Consider the following 16,783-nt stretch of genomic DNA (forward strand, 5'->3'; position numbering starts at 1 on the left):
TAGTGCTGAAAATGACTGATGTAAGCAAGGTATATCCTGGTGGGTCTGTTGCCTTGCAGAACGTCGATATTCATATTGAACCAGGCGAATTCGTCTTTGTTGTAGGACCTAGCGGCGCTGGTAAGTCTACCTTTATCAAAATGCTGTTCCGTGAGGTTCTGCCGACCACGGGCAGCATTTTTGTTAATGGCGTGGATATTTTATCGCTGACACCCAATGAGATTCCGTATATGAGGCGTCAGCTGGGCATAATTTTCCAGGATTACCGCCTGCTTCCGGACCGTACGGTTTATGAAAACGTAGCTTTTGCTATGGAGGTAATTGAAACTCCGCGCCGCAAAATCAAGCGCAGAGTGCTTAATGTATTAGACCTTGTAGGTCTGCGTCATCGCTGCAATGCTTATCCTAACGAGCTGAGCGGTGGCGAGCAGCAGCGTATTGCTATTGCCCGTGCTATTGTCAATGATCCCGTTTTTGTAATCGCAGACGAACCTACAGGCAACCTGGACCCGGAAACAAGCTGGGATATTATGGAAATCTTTAAGGAAATCAATGCTGAAGGAACTACGATTGTCATGGCAACTCATGATAAGGAAATAGTTGATGCTATGGGCAAGCGTGTTATAGCCATTGAAGACGGAAAGATCGTACGTGATGAGGCAAGCGGGGTATATGGCTATGAGCTTTAGTACAAAAGAATATTTTATCAAGGAAACCTATAAATCCATCAGGCGTAATGGCTTTATGAGCTTTGCTTCTATTTCAACAGTGGCAGTTTCGCTGTTAGTGCTGGGGATGTTTCTTTTGATTTTCCTCAACACCAACAATTTGGCGCAGTATCTGGAAAGTCAGGTACAAGTGTCAGTCTACATGCAGGACAGTGCTTCGGCGGAGGAGCTGCAGGCAGTAGAGGCGAAGCTGAAGAAGATGCCAGGAGTGGTAAAGGTTACACCTGTTAGCAAGCAGCAGGCCTTAGCTCGCTTCAAGGAACGTCTTGGCGATCAGGAGCAGCTGCTGAACAGCCTGGGTAAGGAGAATCCATTTCCTAATTCCTTTGAGGTGCAGGTTGATAATCCTGAGCGCATTAAGGTGATTACGCCTTCTATCGGACAGCTGCCCAAGGTGGAGACAGCAAAATTCGGTCAGGAGGTTGTGGAGCATTTATTCTCGCTGACTAAAATACTGCGTTTTGGCGGCATCATCCTGGTTGTGTTTTTGGCTATGGCAACTTTGTTTATCATTTCTAATACTATCCGTCTGACGGTATTTGCCCGCCGCAAGGAAGTTGTTATTATGAAATATGTTGGTGCTACCGACTGGTTTATCCGTTGGCCGTTTTTGCTGGAGGGTATGACCTTAGGCTTTTTCGGTGCGGTAATTGCTTCTCTTTGTATTAACAGTATTTATGCCGGTCTATTGGAAAGAATCCATGCTACATTGGCCTTTTTGCCATTGCTGCCGACATCTCCTTTATTGTTTTATGTAACAATGTTTTTGCTGGCAGCCGGTACCGGTATCGGTGCCTTGGGCAGCTATATCTCCTTGCGTAAGTTTTTGCGCGTTTAAGGGAGGCAGATGTGATGGAGAAAAAGAAGCTTGGCGGCTTGCTGCTGGCCTTGTGGTTGGCGGTGCTGCCGATTTATGGTGCTTTGTGCTTTGCTGATACTGCTGACGACAAGCGTGCGGAGCTGAACGATGTGCGCCAGCGTATGGAGCGTATGCAGACGCGCAAGGAGCAGGCGCGCAGGAAGGCTGAAAGCGCCAGCGCGGAGCTGAGTGAGGTTATGGGCAGTCTTAACGAGCTGCAGGCACAGGCAAATAATCTGCAGAAAAAAAGCGATGCTCTGCAGGGAAAAATCAATGATAACCAGGCCAAGCTGGAAAAAAAGCAGCAGGAGATGCAGGAGCGGATGCTGATTTACCGCAAGCGTCTGCGTGATATTTATATCAACGGCCAGATCAATTATCTTGATGTGCTTTTGGGTGCCAAGGATTTCAGTGATTTTTCCTCGCGCATGTATTTGCTGCAGAAAATCATCAGCCGCGACCTGGAGCTGTTGGAAAAGCTGAAGCAGGATGCTGCGGAAATCAACAGCCGTAAGGAGCAGCTGGCAGCTGAAATGAAGGAAATTAAGGCTACGCAGACTGAGCTGGAGGCTAAAAAGGCTAAGGTCAATAAGCTGCGCGAGCAGCGTGCCTATATGCTTTACAAGGCACAGGAGGAGCAGCAGTCCAGCCAGGAGGAATATGAGCGTCTGTTGGCTATTTCGGAAAATATCGCCTCTATGCTGCGTAATATGGAAGCAGGTGGCGGTGGTGCACCTGCAGGACAAGGCGGTACAGGTCAGTTTATGTGGCCTTGCAATGGTCCGATTACCTCCTACTATGGCTGGAGAACGCATCCGATTTTTGGTACGACTAAGTATCATAGCGGCATGGATATTGCCGTTGATTCGGGAACGCCGATTCATGCTGCTGACAGCGGCACTGTAGTTTACAGTGGCTGGCTGGGCGGTTATGGTAATTGCATTATGATTGACCATGGCGGCGGTCTTGTTACTTTGTATGCTCATAATTCGGCTTTGAATGTTGGTGAGGGGCAATATGTGAGCAAGGGCACGGTTGTTGCTTATGCAGGCAGCACCGGTTATTCTACCGGTCCGCACTGTCATTTTGAGGTGCGTTTGCATGGTGAGCTTACAGAGCCGTTAAATTATTTGCCATGATAGACAGAAAACGGAGGCAATAGAATTGTTTGGAAAAAGAAGATGGCAGCTCGCAGCCTGCTGCCTGCTGACAGCAGCGTTGACTACTGCAGCAATCGTAGGAACTGAAGCTGTGCTGTTAAACAGGTTGACTGGCAGTGTTTCGGAATCAGTGCGCTTTTTGCGCACTATGAAGCTTTTGAAGCGCAATTATAACGGCGAGGTAGACAATCACCAGCTGTTTGATGGTGCAATTAAAGGCATGGTAGAGTCTGTTGGCGACCCTTATACGGTTTATCTGAACAAGAAGGATTTTCAGCAGCTGAGCGAAATGACAGTTGGCAGTTTTGGCGGCATTGGTATTGTTTTTGGTAAGCGCGGTAATGACTATGTGGTTATTTCTGCTTTGGAAGATAACCCTGGTGCGAAGGCAGGCATTAAGAGCGGTGATATTATTACTGCTATTGATGATAAGTCTACGCGTGAGATGAATATGGAACAGGTAGCCAATAAAATCCGCGGAAAATACGGAACAATAGTTACGCTGGAGCTCAAGGATAAAGAGGGAAAGCTGCGTAAGGTAAATGTTGTACGAGCTGAAATCAAAAATCCGTCTGTTGCAGGACAAATGCTGGCGAATACCAAAATCGGTTATATAAGAATTGCCATGTTTAATGAAAACACTGGTGATGACTTTGCCAAAAAATATGCTGAGCTGGAAAAGCAGGGCATGCAGGCTTTAGTACTTGATTTGCGTGAAAATCCTGGCGGTATTTTGAATGCAGGTGTTGATGTTGCCAAAATGCTGGTGCCTAAGGGACCGATTGTTTCTGTTATAGATAAAAACGGCAACAAGTATGAAGAAACATCAAGCCTGGAAAAGGTAAAATATCCTTTGGCTGTGCTTGTCGACCATGGCAGTGCCAGCGCGTCTGAAATTGTTGCCGGTGCCATTAAGGATACCAAGAGCGGTAAACTGTTTGGTGTAAAAACCTTTGGCAAGGGCAGTGTGCAGTCTGTATATCGCCTGGACAATAACACTGCCGTTAAAATTACGGTGGCTAAATATTATACTCCGTCCGGTGTTTCTATTCATAATGTAGGCATTGAGCCTGATGTGAAGGTGGAGCTGCCAGATGACGCTACCGTTGATGTTCAGCTGAAGGCGGCAGAAGATTATTTGCTGCAGCAGCTGCAGTAAGGAGGTATAAAAATGTTATTTGTTTGTTACCCTAAATGCTCTACCTGCAAGAAGGCAGAGCAGTATCTGCAGGCTAAGGGCCTGAGCTTTACTGTGCGTGATATTAAGACTGACAATCCGACGGTTGACGAGTTGCGTACCTGGCATGAAGCCAGCGGCCTGCCGCTGAAACGTTTCTTCAATACCAGCGGCATTTTGTATAAGCAGCTGGGACTGAAGGACAAGCTGCCGACAATGAGCGAGGACGAGCAGCTGCAGCTGCTCGCGAGCGATGGTATGCTTGTGAAACGTCCGCTGGTAATTTATGACGGCGGTGTGCTTGTTGGCTTTAAACAGGCTGAATATGACGAGAAGCTGTAATGCAGGCTAAGTAATTTGTCCGTATCTGAAAAATTTTAATACAGAAATAATCTAAAGATAAGCAGGCAGACTTTACGCTAATGGTCTGTCTGCTTTCTTGCTTGACAAGGAAACATACTTTGCCATCATATGAGCGGCAAATGTGCTAAAATATATATGTAGTTGTTTTGGGAGGGATTTTATGAAGAAGCTGATAGGCATATTATGCAGTTTATTAATAATGCTGTTGACAATGACGGCAGCAGCTAAAGAAAACAGAGTCACACTAGGGATTGAACGCATTGATGAGCCGTTTGTGCAGGAGCAGCTTGCAGGAAAAAGGTTAGGGTTGTTTACGAATCAGAGCGGTGTGGACAGCAGGCTGCGCAGCAGTGAGGCCTTGCTGCAGGAAAAATATAATCTGACTGCGTTGTTTGTGCCGGAGCATGGTCTTTTTGGCGCTGTAGCTGCAGGAGAAACCTTTGCAAGCCACAGCTATAAGCATATCCCGGTGCACAGCTTATATGGAGCAACGCGTAGGCCGACACCGGAAATGCTGGCGCAGATTGATGCAATGGTCGTTGATATTCAGGATGTCGGCATTCGTCACTATACATATTTTTCTTCGCTTGCGTATATAATGGAAGAATGCGCCAAAGAAAAGAAGCAGGTTATCGTTTTGGACCGCCCCAATCCTTTAGGCGGAACAATCCAGGGACCTGTGCTCAAGCCTGAATATAAAACATTTATAGGTCTTTATGAGCTACCGCTACGCCATGGTCTGACAATTGGTGAATTTGCCCGCTATATCAATAGTACACAGCATATTGACTGCGATTTGAAAGTTATACCTATGAAGGGCTGGCATCGCAGACAGCTGTGGCAGGATACAGGCCTGCCCTGGGTGCAGACGTCACCATTGATTCCTACGCCGGAAACAGCGCTGCTGTATGGTGTTACCGGTGTGTGTGGCGACAGTAACTTATCTGTTGGCGTCGGTACAGCTAAGCCATTTTACTTTGTGGGAGCACCCTTTGCTGATGCAGATGCAGTGAAGGCAGCATTAGATGCAAGGCAGCTTGCAGGCGTAGCTTTTAGAGCGGCGCGCTTTACACCGCGCTATGGCGCTTATCAAGATGAGCTGGTGCAGGGTGTTGAAATTTATCTTACTGATGTACGCAGAGTTAATCTGCCTGAGCTGGATTATATCTTGTTTTCTACATTTAAAAGCCTATATCCTGAGCAGATTAAAACGCCGGAGCGTGGCTATGGCAGTAAAGGCTATAAGCTTGATATAGCTTTGGGCGAAAGCAGCCTGCGTGAAGGAGAAGCTGCAGAAACAGCTTTTGCACGCTGGCAGCAGGAATGTGCGGATTTTACGCAGCAGGTAAAGCCTTATCTGCTGTACAAGTAAAGCTGCGGAGAAATTAACATTTTTGTTGCATTTCCCGGCAGGATAATAACGGCGCAGGCAAGAATAAATTAGTGTAGTGTAAAAGCCTAAAATTTTATTTTATTAACGATAAGGAGCTGACATAAAATGAATGCAGAATTACAAGCATTAAAGGAACGCAGAAGCGTACGCAAATATAAGGCAGACATGGTGCCGCAGGAATTGATTGACCAGGTTATTGAAGCCGGTCTTTATGCTGCCAGCGGTCATGGCGAGCAGGATTCAATTATTGTTGCGGTTACGAATAAAGAGGTGCGTGACAAGCTGTCGCAGATGAACCGTGCTATTATGGGTACGAAGAGTGATACATTTTATGGTGCGCCTGTTGTTTTGATTGTGCTGGCGCCGAAGAGCAACAAGAATGCTATTTATGACGCAAGCCTTATCATGGGTAACCTGATGCAGGCAGCTCACGCTGTAGGACTTGGCAGCTGCTGGATTAACCGTGCTAAGGAAGAGTTTGCTTCTGAAGAAGGCAAGCAGCTGCTGAAAGAGTGGGGGATAGAAGGAGAATATGAGGGGGTAGGCCACTGCATCCTTGGTTATGCTGACGGACCTGTACCTCAGGCTGCTCCGCGTAAAGCAAATCGTGTATTCTATGTAAAATAAAAGCGTCTGCAACGAAAGGGGGAAGCGAGATGCTGAAAAAAACAATTCTATGCTTAGGAGTGCTGTTGGTTGCGGCTTTTCCGTGTATTGCGGGAGCAGCCACTCCAATCAATAGTGCAGGCTACTACAAAAACATCAAGCTATGCGGTAAGGTGAAAATTGTGGACAGCTTCCCGGATATTAAGGTAAAGGTAGTCGACAGTTTCCCGGACCTGAAGGTAAAGGTTGTTCAAAGCTTTCCTAATAATATAGGTGAGTGGCAATTTGTTGAGTACGGTGAAGATTTCAGAGTTCAGTTTGTTGATAGTTTTCCTGATATAAAAATCAAATACGTTTCTTCCTTCCCGGGCGTTGCAAAATAATATACATATGAGCTGTCATAAGCATTGGCAGCTCTTTTTTTATGCGATATTTCAGGTGAAAGCTTTGCTGAAAAAGTACTCCTTGAGTGTACTTTATGCATGAAGAAAAAGTCAATGAAACACTTGGCTGCGTGTAAAGAAAGAAGTGCATTAACACGGCAGAAAGCACTACTAATTTTTTTAAAAAAGTTGCTAAAAAGTGTTGACATGATGTGCATGAGATGTTACAATATACAAGTATCGCGGGAGAGCTATGCGCTCGATGAAGGAGGTAACATGATGGCACTTGAAGCTTTAAAGCAAGCTGAAAAGCGTACTGTTGGCGTTAAGCAGACAGAAAAAGCTGTAGTAAGACAAGTTGCCGCTGTCGTCTATATCGCAAGTGATGCGGACGAGAGAGTTACCGGCAGGCTGATGCAACTGTGTCGGGAAAATTCAGTACCGATTGAAAACACAGAAACGATGCTGGAAATCGGCAGAGCCTGCAACATCAACGTCAAGGCAGCAGCGGCTGCGGTACTTAAAGCTGATAAGGGCTTGGCGTGAGCTGAGTTTTTATAATCATTAAAATCTAATTGTTTGGAAAGGAGGTGCCGATATGCCTACAATTAACCAATTGGTTCGCAAAGGTAGAGAGGTTCTGAAAAGCAAATCTACTGCGCCGGCATTGAAAGAATGCCCGCAAAAACGTGGCGTCTGCACTCGTGTTTACACCACTACCCCGAAGAAACCTAACTCTGCACTTCGTAAAGTAGCTCGTGTACGTTTGACCAACGGCATCGAAGTTACTGCTTATATCCCGGGTATCGGCCATAATCTTCAGGAACACAGTGTTGTTCTGATCAGAGGCGGAAGAGTCAAGGACCTTCCTGGTGTGCGTTACCATATCATTCGCGGTGCTCTTGATACTGCAGGCGTTGCTAACCGCAACCAATCTCGCTCTAAGTACGGTGCAAAACGTGCTAAAGCAAAGAAATAATTTCAAGAAAACATTAAGAATGATTTAATCCTAAGGAGGGAAACACATGCCGAGAAAAGGCCCTGTAACTAAAAGAGACGTACTGCCGGATCCGGTGTACGGTTCTAAGCTTTTAACTAGATTTATTAATAAAATTATGCTCGACGGCAAAAAAGGCGTTGCAGAACGTATTGTATACGATGCATTCGACCTGGTTCGTGCAAAGACTGGCAAAGATCCTTTGGAAGTGTTCGATGCTGCTATGCAGAACGTAATGCCGCTGCTGGAAGTTCGTGCCCGTCGTGTTGGTGGTGCAAACTACCAAGTACCTGTTGAAGTACGTGCTGACCGCAAAACCACCCTGGGTATCCGTTGGCTGGTAAACTACTCTCGTCTGCGTGGTGAGCGCACCATGTACGAGCGTGTAGCTGGTGAGATCATGGACGCTTCCAATGGCACTGGCGCAGCTGTTAAGAAACGCGAAGATACCCACAAGATGGCAGAAGCAAACAAAGCATTTGCTCATTACCGCTGGTAATGACCTGTCTCAGTTAATTTGAGGAGGATAAAGAAGTGGGCAGATTAATTCCGCTTGAGAGAACTAGAAATATCGGCATCATGGCTCACATCGATGCTGGTAAAACCACCACCACCGAACGTATTCTGTTCTATACCGGCAGAGTACATAAGATTGGTGAAACCCATGAAGGTGCTGCTACCATGGACTGGATGGTTCAGGAACAAGAGCGTGGTATTACCATCACCTCTGCTGCAACCACCTGCTACTGGGAAGGTTCCGAGCACCAATTCGATAAACATCGTATCAACATCATCGATACCCCGGGCCACGTTGACTTCACTGTAGAAGTTGAACGTTCCCTGCGTGTACTTGATGGTTCCGTTGCAGTTTTCTGTGCTAAGGGCGGTGTTGAACCTCAGTCCGAAACCGTATGGCGTCAGGCTGACAAATACCATGTACCCCGTATGGCATATGTAAATAAAATGGATATTACCGGTGCAGACTTCTATCGTGTAATTGACATGATGAAGACTCGTCTGAATGCTAATGCAGTACCTATTCAACTGCCTATCGGCTTTGAAGATACTTTCCAAGGCATGATCGACCTGATCAAAATGAGAGCAATCGTTTATGATGATGCACTCGGTAAAGAAGAAGAGTTCGTAGAAATTCCGGCTGACATGAAAGAGAAAGCTGAGGAATACCGTGCAGCATTGGTTGAAGCTGTTGCTGAATCCGATGACGAGCTGATGATGAAATATCTGGAAGGCGAAGAGCTGACCGAAGAAGAAATCCTGGCTGGTATCCGTAAAGCAACCATCGCTTGCAAAATGACTCCGGTTTGCTGCGGTTCTTCCTACAAAAACAAAGGCGTTCAACCGATGCTGGACGCTGTAATCCAATTCATGCCTGCACCGACAGATGTTCCTAACATCAAAGGTGTAAATCCTGAAACCGGCGAAGAAGACGAGCGCCCGTCCAGCGACGAAGCTCCGTTCTCTGCATTGGCATTCAAGATTGCTACCGACCCGTTTGTTGGTAAGCTGGCATTCTTCCGTGTATACTCCGGTACCTTGACTGCTGGTTCTTATGTATATAACTCCACTAAAGGTAAACGTGAGCGTATCGGTCGTATCCTGCAAATGCATGCTAACCACCGTGAAGAAATTGAACAAGTTTACTCCGGTGATATCGCAGCTGCTGTAGGTCTGAAAGACACCACTACCGGTGATACTCTCTGCGATGAGAAAAACGAGATCATCCTCGAATCTATGGTATTCCCTGACCCTGTAATCTCCGTTGCAGTTGAACCGAAAACTAAAGCTGACCAGGAAAAAATGGGCATCGCCCTGCAAAAACTGGCAGAAGAAGATCCGACCTTCCGTGTTCACACTGATCCTGAAACTTCCCAAACCATTATTTCCGGTATGGGCGAGCTTCACCTGGACATCATCGTTGACCGTCTGCTGCGCGAATTCAAAGTAGGTTGTACTGTTGGTAACCCGCAGGTTGCTTACCGCGAAACTATTCGCAAAGCTGTTAAATCTGAAGGTAAATTTGTTCGTCAGTCCGGTGGTAAAGGCCAATACGGTCATTGCTGGCTGGAAATCACCCCGCGTGAACCTGGCGAAGGCTTCCTGTTTGAAAACAAAGTTGTTGGCGGCGCTATTCCTAAGGAATACATCGCTCCTATCGAAGCAGGCGTTAAAGAAGCTATGGAAAACGGCGTAGTTGCCGGTTATCCGATGGTTGATATCGCAGTTACTGTTTATGATGGTTCTTACCATGAAGTCGATTCTTCTGAAATGGCATTTAAGATTGCCGGTTCTATGGGCTTCAAGTCCGGTGCTGAAAAAGCTAACCCGGTTATCCTTGAGCCTTACATGAAAGTAGAAATTACAGTTCCTGAAGAATACATGGGCGACGTAATCGGCGACGTTAACTCCCGCCGTGGCCGCATCGAAGGCATGGAAGCTCGTAACGGTGCACAAGTAATCAATGCATTCGTTCCGCTGGCTGAGATGTTCGGTTATGCTACCGACCTGCGCAGCAAAACCCAAGGCCGTGGTAACTACTCCATGGAAGTAGACCACTACGAAGACGTTCCCAGAAACATTGCTGAGGCAATTATTGCTAAAAACAAAGGCACCAACTAAGCCTAGTTTTAACAAACAACCTTAAGGAGGAAATTCACAATGGCAAAAGCTAAATATGAAAGAACTAAACCGCATCTGAATATCGGCACCATCGGTCACGTTGACCATGGCAAGACTACTCTGACTGCTGCTATCACCAAAGTACTGGCTGAAAAAGGCGGCGCAGAATTCATGGACTACTCCATGATCGATAAAGCTCCGGAAGAACGTGAACGTGGTATTACCATCAACACCTCTCACGTTGAATATGAAACCGCAACCCGTCACTATGCACACGTTGACTGCCCGGGCCATGCTGACTATGTAAAGAACATGATCACCGGCGCTGCTCAGATGGACGGCGCAATCCTGGTAGTATCCGCTGCTGACGGCCCGATGCCTCAGACTCGTGAGCACATCCTGCTGGCTCGCCAAGTAGGCGTACCTGCAATGGTTGTATTCCTGAACAAAGTAGATATGGTTGACGACGAAGAGCTGCTGGAATTGGTAGAAATGGAAGTTCGCGAACTGCTGAGCTCCTATGACTTCCCCGGCGATGACATCCCTGTTGTTGCAGGCTCCGCTCTGAAAGCTCTGGAAGGCGACCCGAAATACGAAGCAAAAATCATGGAATTGATGGACGCTGTTGACAGCTACATTCCGCTGCCGGAACGTGCAACCGACAAACCGTTCCTGATGCCTGTCGAGGACGTATTCACCATCACCGGTCGTGGTACCGTTGCTACCGGCCGTGTAGAGCGTGGTACTGTTAAAGTTGGCGACACCGTAGAAATCGTTGGCATGAAAGACGAGAAAAAATCTACCGTAGTAACCGGCGTAGAAATGTTCCGCAAACTGTTGGACGAAGCAGTAGCTGGCGATAACATCGGCTGCCTGCTGCGTGGTGTTGACCGTAAAGAAATCGAGCGTGGCCAAGTACTGTCCAAACCGGGCAGCATTCATCCGCACACCAAATTCAAAGGTGAAGTTTATGTACTGACCAAAGAAGAAGGCGGCCGTCACACTCCGTTCTTCAACGGCTACCGTCCGCAATTCTATTTCCGTACTACCGACGTAACTGGCGTAACCGAACTGCCGGAAGGTGTAGAAATGGTAATGCCTGGCGATAACGTAACCATGGAAGTAGAACTGATCACCCCGATCGCTATCGAAAAAGGTCTGCGTTTCGCTATCCGTGAAGGCGGCCGTACCGTTGGCGCTGGCGTTGTTTCCGAAGTAGAAGAGAAATAATTTTAGTTAGATCCCTGGAAGAATATGAGGGGGGTTAACCTCCCCTCTATTCTTATGTTTGTTGGTATGGCCCTGCGATGATGTGAAAGGTTGCTTGCCTGTTAGACAGGGAGATTTTCACGGAGTATGTCCGTTCATAGAAACTGGGCGAATTTAGGAGGATATTTTTTAATGGCTAAGTCTCAAAAGATTAGAATACGCCTGAAAGCGTATGATCATAAAGCACTTGACCAAAGTGCTTCTAAGATTGTAGAAACTGCAAAACGTACCGGTGCACAAGTTTCCGGTCCGATTCCCCTTCCTACAGAAAAAAACATTTACACTATTCTGCGTTCTCCGCATGTTAACAAAGATTCCCGTGAGCAATTCGAAATGCGTACTCACAAACGTCTTGTAGACATTCTGGAACCCACCGGTAAGACTGTTGACGCTCTGATGCGTCTTGACCTGCCCGCTGGCGTAGATATTGAAATTAAACTGTAAGGAGGAGGTGCAATAATGGCTAAAGGTATCTTAGGCAAAAAACTGGGCATGACCCAAATTTTTGAAGCTGATGGCAGACTGATTCCTGTTACTGTTGTAGAAGCAGGCCCCTGCGTTGTACTTCAAAACAAAACCGAAGAAACAGACGGTTATAATGCTGTTCAACTTGGTTTTGGTGAAATTAAAGAAAAACATACCACCAAACCGATGAAAGGCCATTTTGACAAAGCTGGTGTAGCACCGGTTAAATTTGTCAGAGAGCTGCGTCTGGCTGCTCCTTCCGAATATGCGGTAGGCGATAAAATCGCTGCTGATATTTTTGCTGCAGGCGAACTGATTGACGCAAGCGGCGTTTCCCGCGGCAAAGGTTTTGCAGGCACTATTAAGCGCCACAATTTCTCTCGCGGACCTATGAAACATGGTTCTAAATCTCACCGTGAGCCTGGTTCTATGGGCCCCATGCATTCCGGTCCTGGCGGCCGTGTAATCAAAGGCAAAAAACTGCCTGGCCGTATGGGTAATGCAAATGTAACTGTTCAACGTCTGACCATTGTTAAGGTTGACGCAGAACGTAATCTTATTCTGGTTAAGGGTGCTATTCCGGGTGCTACTGGTTCTTACGTAGTACTGAAGGAAACCGTAAAACCTAACAAATAATAAGATAAGCGAAAGAAAGGAGGATGCTTCTAATGCCGAAGTTATCAGTATATGATCTTTCCGGTGCACAAACCGGTGAAATAGAATTAAATGATTCCGTATTTGGCGCTGAGTTCAACGAAGCTGTAGTACATCAAGCAATCGTAATGCAGCTGGCAAACCAACGTCAAGGAACTTCCGCTACTAAAACCCGTGCTATGGTACGCGGTGGCGGTCGTAAACCCTGGAAACAAAAAGGTACTGGCCGCGCTCGTTGCGGTTCTAACCGTTCTCCCGTATGGGTTGGCGGTGGTACCACTTTTGGTCCCCAACCTCGCAGCTATGCAAAGAAAATGCCTCGTAAAGCACGTCGCTTAGCTCTGTGCTGCGCACTGTCTGCTAAAGTAGCAGCTGGTGAACTGGTAGTTGTTGAAGGCCTTGCTTTTGACGCTCCGAAAACTAAACAAGTAGCTTCCATGCTGAAAGCTTTTGAAGCTGCTGATACTAAAGCTCTGTTGATCACTGATGGTTCCAACGAAAACGTTGCTCTTTCCGCTCGTAACATGCCGAAAGTAAACACCATCACCAACATGGGTCTGAACTGCTTTGATATCCTGAACAGCAAAAAGGTATTCCTTGCTAAAGATGCTGTAGAAAAAATTGAGGAGGTGCTCGCATAATGGCTGCTAATCCTCGCGATTTACTGATTCGTCCCATCATCACTGAAAAGACTTCTCAGATGATGCAGGAGAACAAATACACTTTCCAGGTTCCCCTGGATGCTAACAAAGTAGAAATCCGCCAAGCTGTTGAGGCGATTTTTAACGTAAAAGTATTGAATGTAAATACCATCCGCGTAATGGGCAAAACCAAACGCATGGGTAAATATGTTGGCAAACGTTCCGATTATAAGAAAGCTATCGTGAAGCTTGCTGAAGGCAATACGATTCCCCTTTTCGAAGGAATGTAATTAACGTATAGGAGGTAAATTAAATGGCTATTAAAAGCTTTAATCCGTATTCTCCTTCCAGACGCTTTATTACTGTGTCTGCCTTCGAAGAGATTACGACTGACAAGCCTTACCGCCCGCTTGTTGAGAAACTTGGTAAACATGCAGGCCGTAATAATACCGGTAAAATGACTGTTCGTCATCAAGGCGGCGGTCATAAAAAACAATATCGTATCATTGATTTCAAGCGCACCAAAGACGGCATTCCGGCTAAGGTTGCTACCATTGAATACGATCCTAACCGTAACGCTCGCATTGCTCTGATCAACTATGTTGACGGCGAAAAACGTTACATCATCGCTCCGCTTGATTTGAAAGTAGGCGATATCGTAGTAAGCGGTCCGGACGCAGATATCAAAACCGGTAACTGCCTGCCGCTGAAAAACATTCCGCTTGGTACTACCGTACACAACGTGGAAATGAAAATTGGTAAAGGCGGCCAAATGGCTCGTAGTGCTGGTACCAGCGCACAGCTGATGGCTAAAGAGGGCGACTACGCTCTGCTCCGTCTTCCTTCTGGCGAAATCCGTAAAGTACATATCAACTGCCGTGCAACCATCGGTCAAGTTGGTAACATTGATGCTGAAAACATCTGCATCGGTAAAGCTGGCCGCAGCCGTTGGCTGGGTATCCGTCCTGCTAACCGCGGCGTTGTTATGAATCCTAACGACCATCCGCATGGTGGTGGTGAAGGTCACTCCCCCGTTGGTCGTAAACGTCCTGTTACTCCTTGGGGTAAATGTGCATTCGGTACTCGTACTCGCAGAGAGAAGAAAGCTTCTACTAAGTTAATTCTGAAACGTAGAACCAAATAATAAAACAGGATAAGGAAAGGAGGCTAACCTAGTGTCCAGATCAGTTAAAAAAGGACCTTTTGTCCATGCAAGTCTTTTGAAAAAGATTGACGTGCTTAATGCCGCTAATGATAAAAAAGTTGTTAAGACCTGGTCTCGCAGCTCTACTATTCTTCCGTCTTTCGTTGGTCACACCATTGCGGTTCATGACGGACGCAAACATGTTCCGGTATTCATTACCGAGGATATGGTAGGCCATAAATTAGGAGAATTCGCTCCTACTCGTACTTACAAAGGTCACGCAGATAAGAGCACCGGCTTAAAATAAGGGGAAAGGGGGACCAAACAATGGAAGCAAAGGCAATTGCAAAATATATCCGTATTGCGCCGCGCAAACTGCGCATCGTAATCAATCTCATCCGCGGCAAATCCGTTGGTGAAGCATTCGCGATCCTCAAATATACCCCGAAGGTTGGTTCTGAGGTAATCGAGAAAGTTCTGCGCAGTGCAGTAGCAAACGCAGAGCACAATTTTGACATGAACGTGGATAACCTGATCGTATCCTACTGTGCAGTAGATCAAGGTCCGACCATGAAACGTATTCATCCTCGTTCCCGTGGACAGGCTTTCAAAATTCTGAAACGTTCTAGCCACGTAACTGTAGCAGTTAAAGAAAAATAATATCCCGTCAGAAGGAGGGAAAAGATAGTGGGTCAAAAAGTTAATCCGCATGGTCTCCGTGTTGGCGTTATCAAAGGCTGGGATTCCAAATGGTACGCTGGCAAAGACTATGAGAAATTCTTGTTAGAAGACATTAAAATCCGTGAGTTCATCAAAGAAAAACTGTTCCTGTCCGGTATCTCTAAAGTAGAAATCGAACGCGCATCTAATAAAGCCCGCATTTCCATCCATACTGCAAAACCTGGTATGGTAATCGGTCGTCAAGGCAGCAACATTGAACTGCTGAAATCCGACCTGAAGAAAATGACTGAGAGCGCTATCGAAATCAACATTGTAGAAGTTAAAACCCCGGATATGGACGCAACCTTGGTTGCAGAGAACATTGCAGCACAGCTGGAACGCCGTATCGCTTTCCGTCGTGCTATGAAACAATGCGTTGGCCGTACCATGCGTATGGGTGCTAAAGGTATCAAAATTACCTGCGGCGGTCGTCTTGGCGGTGCTGAAATTGCACGCAGCGAATCCTATCGTGAAGGCAGCATTCCTCTGCACACCCTGCGTGCTGACATTGATTATGGCACTGCAGAAGCACATACCACTTATGGTCGTATCGGCATTAAGGTATGGATCTACAAAGGTGAAGTTCTTCCTGAAAGCAAAGAAGCAGCTAAAGTTGCTCCGGCAAAGGAGGCATAAGCAGACATGTTATTACCGAAGAGAGTTAAACATCGTAAACAACATAGAGGTCGTATGACTGGCCGTGCTATGCGCGGTAACAGAATCGCTCATGGCGATTTCGGTCTGGTAGCATTGGAGCCCGCTTGGATTACCAACCGCCAGATTGAGGCAGCCCGTATCGCAATGACACGTTATATCAAACGTGGCGGTCAAGTTTGGATTCAAATTTTCCCGGATAAACCGATTACTGCAAAACCTGCTGAAACTCGTATGGGTTCTGGTAAAGGTTCTCCGGAGTACTGGGTAGCAGTAGTTAAACCTGGTCGCGTACTGTTCGAAATGAACGGCGTTAGCGAAGAAGTTGCTAAAGAAGCAATGCGTCTTGCTAGCCACAAATTGCCTATCAAATGCAAATTTGTAACTCGCGCTCAACAGGAAGCTGAAGCTGCCGCACAAGAAAAGGGTGGTGAAGCTTAATGAAAACAACAGAAATTCGTGAATTGTCTGCTGCTGAGTTAGACACCAAGTTGGCAGATTTGAAAGAGGAACTCTTCAATCTGCGTTTTCAAATGGCAACCGGTCAATGTGAAAATCCGATGAAAATTCGTGACGTTAAGAAATCCATTGCCCGTATCAAAACAATCCAGCGTGAACGTGAGCTCAAGGCTTAACTGTTTTGAAGTATAACAAGGAGGAAACAGTCGTGACCGAAGAAAGAAACGCACGTGTTACCCGTATTGGTAAAGTTGTCAGCGATAAAATGCAGAAAACTGTCGTAGTTGCAGTAGAACGTTTCGTTCAGCATCCGCTGTACAAAAAAGGCGTACAACATACTATTAAATTCAAAGCTCATGATGAAAATAACGAAGCACATGTTGGCGACGTAGTTGAAATTATGCAAACTCGTCCGCTGTCTAAAGATAAATGCTGGCGCGTTATTGAAATCTTAGAGCGTGCTAAATAATTTTG

Annotated in this window: 24 protein-coding genes; all 24 read left to right on the forward strand. The window is 46.4% G+C overall.

What is annotated here, in order from left to right; translation table 11 throughout:
* Window positions 1–2: 2 nt before the first annotated feature.
* The 24 genes from ftsE to rpsQ all read left to right on the forward strand — a co-directional run bounded on the left by ftsE (window position 3) and on the right by rpsQ (window position 16,778).
* Window positions 3–689 carry a cell division ATP-binding protein FtsE gene (gene ftsE, locus Q0G26_RS01485; protein ID WP_293827923.1) on the forward strand — a complete coding sequence of 229 codons (687 nt, stop codon included), beginning with the start codon at window positions 3–5 and terminating at the stop codon, window positions 687–689.
* Window positions 679–1,566, forward strand: coding sequence for a permease-like cell division protein FtsX (ftsX, locus tag Q0G26_RS01490; protein ID WP_293827926.1), 888 nt, complete (start codon window positions 679–681; stop codon window positions 1,564–1,566). Before ftsE ends, ftsX begins: the two co-directional genes overlap by 11 nt.
* A 14-nt stretch (window positions 1,567–1,580) precedes the next feature.
* Complete coding sequence (locus Q0G26_RS01495; protein WP_293827928.1) at window positions 1,581–2,726, forward strand: M23 family metallopeptidase; 1,146 nt, start codon at window positions 1,581–1,583, stop codon at window positions 2,724–2,726.
* 25 nt (window positions 2,727–2,751) lie between these two features.
* Entirely contained in the window at window positions 2,752–3,906 is a 1,155-nt protein-coding gene (locus Q0G26_RS01500; RefSeq protein WP_293827930.1) for a S41 family peptidase, read from the forward strand.
* Window positions 3,907–3,918: 12 nt separating this feature from the next.
* On the forward strand, window positions 3,919–4,266 hold the full coding sequence (locus Q0G26_RS01505) for an arsenate reductase family protein (protein WP_293827932.1): 348 nt from the start codon (window positions 3,919–3,921) through the stop codon (window positions 4,264–4,266).
* A 181-nt stretch (window positions 4,267–4,447) separates the two neighbouring features.
* Window positions 4,448–5,659, forward strand: a complete 1,212-nt coding sequence (locus Q0G26_RS01510; protein ID WP_293827934.1) for a DUF1343 domain-containing protein — start codon at window positions 4,448–4,450, stop codon at window positions 5,657–5,659.
* Between the two features lie 126 nt (window positions 5,660–5,785).
* Window positions 5,786–6,307 (forward strand): nitroreductase, encoded by a 522-nt coding sequence (locus Q0G26_RS01515; RefSeq protein ID WP_293827936.1) that lies wholly within the window; start codon window positions 5,786–5,788, stop codon window positions 6,305–6,307.
* Window positions 6,308–6,336: 29 nt separating this feature from the next.
* On the forward strand, window positions 6,337–6,669 hold the full coding sequence (locus tag Q0G26_RS01520; protein WP_293827938.1) for a hypothetical protein: 333 nt from the start codon (window positions 6,337–6,339) through the stop codon (window positions 6,667–6,669).
* A 276-nt stretch (window positions 6,670–6,945) separates the two neighbouring features.
* Window positions 6,946–7,215: a ribosomal L7Ae/L30e/S12e/Gadd45 family protein gene (locus tag Q0G26_RS01525; protein WP_293827940.1), complete on the forward strand. Its 270-nt coding sequence runs from the start codon at window positions 6,946–6,948 to the stop codon at window positions 7,213–7,215.
* A gap of 52 nt (window positions 7,216–7,267) precedes the next feature.
* Window positions 7,268–7,648: a 30S ribosomal protein S12 gene (rpsL, locus tag Q0G26_RS01530; protein WP_009144758.1), complete on the forward strand. Its 381-nt coding sequence runs from the start codon at window positions 7,268–7,270 to the stop codon at window positions 7,646–7,648.
* 46 nt (window positions 7,649–7,694) lie between these two features.
* Window positions 7,695–8,165, forward strand: coding sequence for a 30S ribosomal protein S7 (gene rpsG / locus Q0G26_RS01535; RefSeq protein WP_009144757.1), 471 nt, complete (start codon window positions 7,695–7,697; stop codon window positions 8,163–8,165).
* 35 nt (window positions 8,166–8,200) lie between these two features.
* Complete coding sequence (gene fusA / locus Q0G26_RS01540) at window positions 8,201–10,303, forward strand: elongation factor G (RefSeq protein WP_210684867.1); 2,103 nt, start codon at window positions 8,201–8,203, stop codon at window positions 10,301–10,303.
* Between the two features lie 39 nt (window positions 10,304–10,342).
* On the forward strand, window positions 10,343–11,533 hold the full coding sequence (gene tuf, locus Q0G26_RS01545; RefSeq protein ID WP_009145072.1) for an elongation factor Tu: 1,191 nt from the start codon (window positions 10,343–10,345) through the stop codon (window positions 11,531–11,533).
* Window positions 11,534–11,704: 171 nt separating this feature from the next.
* The gene (gene rpsJ, locus Q0G26_RS01550; protein ID WP_021719359.1) at window positions 11,705–12,016 is read left to right on the forward strand and encodes a 30S ribosomal protein S10; all 312 of its coding nucleotides are present in this window, start codon (window positions 11,705–11,707) and stop codon (window positions 12,014–12,016) included.
* Window positions 12,017–12,031: 15 nt separating this feature from the next.
* Entirely contained in the window at window positions 12,032–12,673 is a 642-nt protein-coding gene (rplC, locus tag Q0G26_RS01555) for a 50S ribosomal protein L3 (protein WP_293827943.1), read from the forward strand.
* Between the two features lie 32 nt (window positions 12,674–12,705).
* A complete protein-coding gene (gene rplD, locus Q0G26_RS01560; RefSeq protein WP_293827945.1) occupies window positions 12,706–13,332 on the forward strand; it encodes a 50S ribosomal protein L4 in 627 nt (208 codons plus the stop codon).
* Window positions 13,332–13,622, forward strand: a complete 291-nt coding sequence (gene rplW / locus Q0G26_RS01565; RefSeq protein ID WP_293827947.1) for a 50S ribosomal protein L23 — start codon at window positions 13,332–13,334, stop codon at window positions 13,620–13,622. Before rplD ends, rplW begins: the two co-directional genes overlap by 1 nt.
* Window positions 13,623–13,645: 23 nt before the next feature.
* Complete coding sequence (gene rplB, locus Q0G26_RS01570; RefSeq protein ID WP_009145388.1) at window positions 13,646–14,476, forward strand: 50S ribosomal protein L2; 831 nt, start codon at window positions 13,646–13,648, stop codon at window positions 14,474–14,476.
* 31 nt (window positions 14,477–14,507) lie between these two features.
* Window positions 14,508–14,783, forward strand: coding sequence for a 30S ribosomal protein S19 (gene rpsS / locus Q0G26_RS01575; RefSeq protein ID WP_009145389.1), 276 nt, complete (start codon window positions 14,508–14,510; stop codon window positions 14,781–14,783).
* Between the two features lie 20 nt (window positions 14,784–14,803).
* Window positions 14,804–15,136: a 50S ribosomal protein L22 gene (gene rplV, locus Q0G26_RS01580; RefSeq protein ID WP_009145390.1), complete on the forward strand. Its 333-nt coding sequence runs from the start codon at window positions 14,804–14,806 to the stop codon at window positions 15,134–15,136.
* A 27-nt stretch (window positions 15,137–15,163) separates the two neighbouring features.
* On the forward strand, window positions 15,164–15,832 hold the full coding sequence (gene rpsC / locus Q0G26_RS01585; protein WP_009145391.1) for a 30S ribosomal protein S3: 669 nt from the start codon (window positions 15,164–15,166) through the stop codon (window positions 15,830–15,832).
* Window positions 15,833–15,838: 6 nt separating this feature from the next.
* Window positions 15,839–16,291: a 50S ribosomal protein L16 gene (rplP, locus tag Q0G26_RS01590; protein WP_021719364.1), complete on the forward strand. Its 453-nt coding sequence runs from the start codon at window positions 15,839–15,841 to the stop codon at window positions 16,289–16,291.
* A complete protein-coding gene (gene rpmC, locus Q0G26_RS01595; protein WP_009145393.1) occupies window positions 16,291–16,485 on the forward strand; it encodes a 50S ribosomal protein L29 in 195 nt (64 codons plus the stop codon). The genes rplP and rpmC overlap by 1 nt, the downstream gene beginning before the upstream one ends.
* 32 nt (window positions 16,486–16,517) lie before the next feature.
* Window positions 16,518–16,778 (forward strand): 30S ribosomal protein S17, encoded by a 261-nt coding sequence (gene rpsQ / locus Q0G26_RS01600; RefSeq protein WP_021719365.1) that lies wholly within the window; start codon window positions 16,518–16,520, stop codon window positions 16,776–16,778.
* The last annotated feature ends 5 nt before the right edge of the window (window positions 16,779–16,783 follow it).

This window comes from uncultured Phascolarctobacterium sp. (assembly GCF_934190775.1).
GTDB lineage: Bacteria > Bacillota > Negativicutes > Acidaminococcales > Acidaminococcaceae > Phascolarctobacterium_A.